The organism is Vibrio sp. OY15 (assembly GCF_000742455.1).
Taxonomy (GTDB): Bacteria; Pseudomonadota; Gammaproteobacteria; order Enterobacterales; family Vibrionaceae; genus Vibrio; species Vibrio alginolyticus.
Genome location: NZ_JPIL01000011.1, coordinates 1 through 4,478 on the forward strand (window position 1 = coordinate 1; position 4,478 = coordinate 4,478).

5 protein-coding genes are annotated in these 4,478 nt (G+C 40.8%); 4 read left to right on the forward strand and 1 reads right to left on the reverse strand.

Going from position 1 to position 4,478, the window contains the following annotated elements; genetic code table 11:
- Positions 1–25 precede the first annotated feature (25 nt).
- Positions 26–982 (reverse strand): IS110 family transposase, encoded by a 957-nt coding sequence (locus IJ23_RS14110; RefSeq protein WP_033906599.1) that lies wholly within the window; start codon positions 980–982, stop codon positions 26–28.
- Positions 983–1,322: 340 nt separating this feature from the next.
- On the opposite strand from IJ23_RS14110, the gene IJ23_RS14115 reads away from it, so the two are divergent.
- From IJ23_RS14115 to IJ23_RS14135, 4 genes are all read left to right on the forward strand, one after another.
- Positions 1,323–1,658 carry an energy transducer TonB gene (locus IJ23_RS14115; protein WP_010648852.1) on the forward strand — a complete coding sequence of 112 codons (336 nt, stop codon included), beginning with the start codon at positions 1,323–1,325 and terminating at the stop codon, positions 1,656–1,658.
- 526 nt (positions 1,659–2,184) lie between these two features.
- On the forward strand, positions 2,185–2,574 hold the full coding sequence (locus tag IJ23_RS25750; protein ID WP_155489937.1) for a hypothetical protein: 390 nt from the start codon (positions 2,185–2,187) through the stop codon (positions 2,572–2,574).
- Positions 2,575–2,755: 181 nt separating this feature from the next.
- Positions 2,756–3,586, forward strand: coding sequence for a hypothetical protein (locus IJ23_RS14130; RefSeq protein ID WP_017045432.1), 831 nt, complete (start codon positions 2,756–2,758; stop codon positions 3,584–3,586).
- 126 nt (positions 3,587–3,712) lie between these two features.
- Positions 3,713–4,198: a hypothetical protein gene (locus IJ23_RS14135; RefSeq protein WP_033906603.1), complete on the forward strand. Its 486-nt coding sequence runs from the start codon at positions 3,713–3,715 to the stop codon at positions 4,196–4,198.
- The last annotated feature ends 280 nt before the right edge of the window (positions 4,199–4,478 follow it).

Genomic DNA, 4,478 nt, shown 5'->3' on the forward strand with positions numbered 1-4,478 from the left:
TAACAAGAGACTATGGCGTCAATAGTTAATTTTTGAGGCTATCTGTATCCCACATAACACCATCTCTTAGCATTGAATTTAAGATAACAACCATCTTTCTCATGCAGGCAACAATGGCAACTTTTTTCGGTTTTCCTGCCGTAAGTAGTCGTTCATAAGTTGCTTTGAAAACAGGGTTGCATTGGATAGCCGACATCATCGCCATATACATAACGGTCCTAACTTGAGACCGCCCTCCTTGTATCAGCCGCTTACCTTTAAAGCGGCCACTTTCTCTTGTTATTGGTGCGACACCAATGAGAGAAGAAGCTTGTTTGTTAGTGATAAAGCCCAGCTCGGGTACATTACTAATTAGGGAGGCAGCAAGGACTTTACCAACACCAGGCATGCTTTGGAGAATAGTATTTTTGGCTTGATACTCAGGACAACTCTCAATCAGTTTCGCTATCTTTGCTTCTACTTTTTCAATCTGATTTTTCAGGGCGGTAAGGATAGGGGTAATCGTAGACGAGATATTCTTAGGTAATATTTGTAGTCGGTTTCTTTCCATGGTTTGCATGGTGAGTAGCTGGTTACGCCTTGTGACTAAGTCACTCATAAGACGTATGTTTTCGCTTTTTAGTTTGGTCAGTTCTGGCTGAACACGTTCGGCATAATGTGCGATGAGAGCGGCATCTAAACGGTCGTTCTTAGCTCGTTGACCAATGGCACCAGCAAACCTTTTAATACGTAGTGGGTTGGCAATAACATAAGGTAATTTGGCTTTGTCACAGGCGAGTATAAAAGGCATTTCTAATCGACCTGTAGCTTCGATGACGACACGTTGAGGTTTGTGTTTCTTAATGGTTTTTATGGCATCGCTGATGCCTTTTTCGGTGTTCGGGACAGTGAAGTAAATATCGAGTGGTCGGATGTAGATGTCTAATTGTGACTTACCAGTATCAACGCCGACATTAATGTTTTGAAGTGTGTTTGTATTCATAATAAGCTAACTCTTGCTTGCAAATGCGGGCTCGAGACCCAGAAGACTATTCGAGTGTGGTGCTTGGAGTTCTATCTGGCGTTCGTACTTGTTACCGGTCTCTCAATTGAGGAGCCATCGTTCAATCGAACTACCAGATAGAAGAACTTTAGTTGCAGCTAAAGTCTGGGTCTCACCTTACCCGATTGGAGTACTTATTATCCATACAAACTGTTCAAGAGGGATTCGCAACGCGTGGCATTTTCACTATGCGTTGGTTTTGGTGTTTAAGGTGGTTTGCGGCGGCTTCTGTATTGCGTTGCTCACCCCTTAACAGGGCGTTATGTGTCAGAGAGAGATTATGAGATTTTTGCAATTATTTATCTTGATCTTAGTAGTAGGGTGTTCAAGTTCTGTAGAAAACACTTACTCATCGGAATATTTAGATCTAGAGCCAATAGAGTTTGTATCGCCGAGATACCCTAAAGTTGCAGTAGAGAATAACCTGTCAGGGTATGTGGTCATGACGTTTAACATTACTAAAAATGGAGATGTGGCTGATATTGTTGTAATCGATTCCACCCCAAAGGGGATCTTTGAAAAGGTAGCTGTACAAGCGTTGTCCAAATGGAAATATGAGCCACTTGAAGATGTTGAGCTTATTGCTCAAAAACAAAAATTAGTCTTTAAAATCTAACACATAACAAATTGTTTAAGAGTGATTCGGCACGCGTGGCATTTTTACCATGCGTTAGGTTTAGGGTTTAAGGTGGTATGCGGAGGCTACGGTATTGCGTGCCTCACACCTTAACAAGGCGTTATGAGCCTGATTCGAATATGGAGGATTTAATTGGATATTTTAGCTTTTTTCAACTCATATTAGTGTTTGGCTGCCTAGGTATGATTATATCCAGTTTTATTTCAATGAATGATTTGTTTTACAAAATGGCTTCTGCACTAAATGGGTATGGTGTCGCAGGTCTAGCAATAGCTCCTATCTTAATTTTTATCCCTTGTAAGTCGTCTGATGCAGCAGAACTCTATCGAAGGCAAATACTTCAGTATGGGAAAAGGCTTTTATTCTGGATCTTTGTATTGGCTTTATTCCTATATACTCGTCACGAGTATGGTCTGTTTCTTCAATCTAGGTAGGTCTCTGGCACATAACAAGGCGTTTAAGGCGGATTCACAACGCTTGGCGATCTCAGTATAAGTTTAATTTAGTGTTTAAGGTTCAATGGGTTAGGTTTAGTGGTTGGCGTTGCTCACCACTTAACGCGGCGTTAGTTGTCAACGAGACAATAGCAGCTAAAACAGAGTGTTTAGGTCTAATCGTTCGTGTGCTTTGCTCGATTCTGCACTTCGAATGTCGGGGTCTTGGCTCGCGGAAATCGAGCTTCGATCTTTTCATGGTTTGGTTTGCCGTTTCAGAAGCCGATTTACTTGTTGAAAGTCAGCTTTGTGGCATTGTTTCTCCAAAAGGTCTTTTTGATGTTGTCAGTTCGTTTTCTACGGCGCCGTTTGTTCCAAGTGGCTTCTGTGACAGGCGCTTTGAAACTGCGCCTGATTTGAGTTTTCCAAAATACGTAAAGCAAGTGTTGGCAAAGCGGTAATTAACTTCAAATCAAAGCTTTAGGTTTGGCAACTAACAAAGCATTCAAGAGGGATTCACAACGCTTGGCAGTTTTGGTTTGAATTGGCTTAAGTGTTTACGGCACAATGGTTTAGGTAGGGTGGTTTGCGTTGTTCACCCCTTAATGCGGCGTTATACGTATTATCATAGTTAGGAGATTTATGGCTAGATTAGCTCCAAAAGCAGACACTCTAAGAGCTCTGTTTGCGCGTTCAGGCAATCAATGTGCATTCCCCGGTTGTACTCAATCTGTTGTAAACAGTAAAAATAAGTTCATTGCTCAAGTCTGTCACATCGAAGCAGCCTCCGAGGGTGGTGAAAGGTTTAATGCCGCTAGCAACGATGAATACCGAAGAAGCTATGATAATTTAGTAATTTTCTGTTATCCCCATCATATCGAAACAGACGATACGGACGAGTATACGATTGAATGTTTGCGTAAAATCAAGCTAGATCACGAACAGCAATTCTTGAAGTCGGACTTCAAAATTGATGAAGCGGAGTTGCAAAAATTAGCAAGTGAAATGCAACTCTATTGGTCAAACATTGAACGTTTAAACCAAGTCGAACATTATAATCTCGATTCTGGGCTTGCGATGGAAGTTAATGGGCAAGCAAGTTTTGATGAGGTCATAGCTGATGCACATAATGCTGTTTCTGGTATTGAAGCTTTGCTAAATAGACTGCGTGAAAGTGATGAAGCGTTAGTCGAAGATCTAAATGTACTTCTGGAGCTAAAAAATATCCCAGAATCAACTTTTACAGACGTTCCATATTACCAAAACCCCTTTGAAAACCGTAATTGGGAGTCTCATAATTTAGGTACTCCAAACTGGCTACTATCATTGCGAATCGCTTTAACCCACATTGAGGTTAAGTACCTGTCTGAATACCTAAAGACTAATAGCAATGACAACTCCGCACGAAATAAACTGGACATGGCTAAACAGAAGCTAGAAAGTTATGCGGTGTCAGCAATGCATGTCGACTAGCATACGTATAACAAAGCATTTAAGAGTGATTCGCAACGCTTGGCAGTTTCGCTTCGCTCAAGTATAGCCAAGCGCCGCTCACACCTTAATGCGGCGTTATGAGTTTCCCCCACAATAGAGGTAAAAATGTACATACTCAATATGGTTGCTTCGCTATTAACTATTGTTTCATTTATTTTGACTTTTGATCTCATACCTAATGAGTCAATTGCTGTGGTGATGAATTTAGGAATGCCGGAGAGAGTGGCTGTTTTTGCTATTCTGATGTTCTCGTCATTGACGACTATCAGTCATGCCGTTCAAGTATTTTCAAAGTTAAGCACAGTGAACTTTTTAGCTCCTGTGTGTATATTAGCCGTTGTGAACGCTTATGTGGTTATGAAACTAGCGGAAGTTTTGGTATTAAGTGCGCTAGCGGGTGATGTTCAATTTCTAGCGTTTTTAGCAATTTTGTTTATATCAATCGCTTTTTGCATCGCATCGATATCCGGAAGGCTATCTAGTCATAATATGTTTAATAATCGCGGCAAAAATACCTTTGGAGTGAACTGTATATTTATCGGCTCAATGCTCGTTATGTATGGAGTTTTTGGTCATAGTTTAAACTCATAACAAAGCGTTTAAGACAGATTCGCAACGCTTGGCATTCTTAGTTAAAATTGAGTTTTGTGTTTACAGCACAATGGTTTAGGTTAGGTGGTAGCGTTGCTCACTACTTAACGCGGCGTTAGGTTTTCGGAGTCACATGAAGAAAATTCTGTTTATTTTGTGTACGTTGATGTCAGGAGTAGTAATGTCTGAGGGTTTGTTTTTAAGCTCATATAACGAAGTGTCCGAACGTTATGCAATTCTCGATGAGTTTGAAGAGTCTGGGGTGCTTTACCTAACTAAG

Excerpts from the sequence above, each read along its gene's own strand:
- IJ23_RS14110 (WP_033906599.1), bottom strand. The coding sequence starts at position 982 with ATGAATACAAACACACTTCAAAACATTAATGTCGGCGTTGATACTGGT.
- IJ23_RS14135 (WP_033906603.1), top strand. The coding sequence starts at position 3,713 with ATGTACATACTCAATATGGTTGCTTCGCTATTAACTATTGTTTCATTT.
- IJ23_RS14115 (WP_010648852.1), top strand. The coding sequence starts at position 1,323 with ATGAGATTTTTGCAATTATTTATCTTGATCTTAGTAGTAGGGTGTTCA.
- IJ23_RS14130 (WP_017045432.1), top strand. The coding sequence starts at position 2,756 with ATGGCTAGATTAGCTCCAAAAGCAGACACTCTAAGAGCTCTGTTTGCG.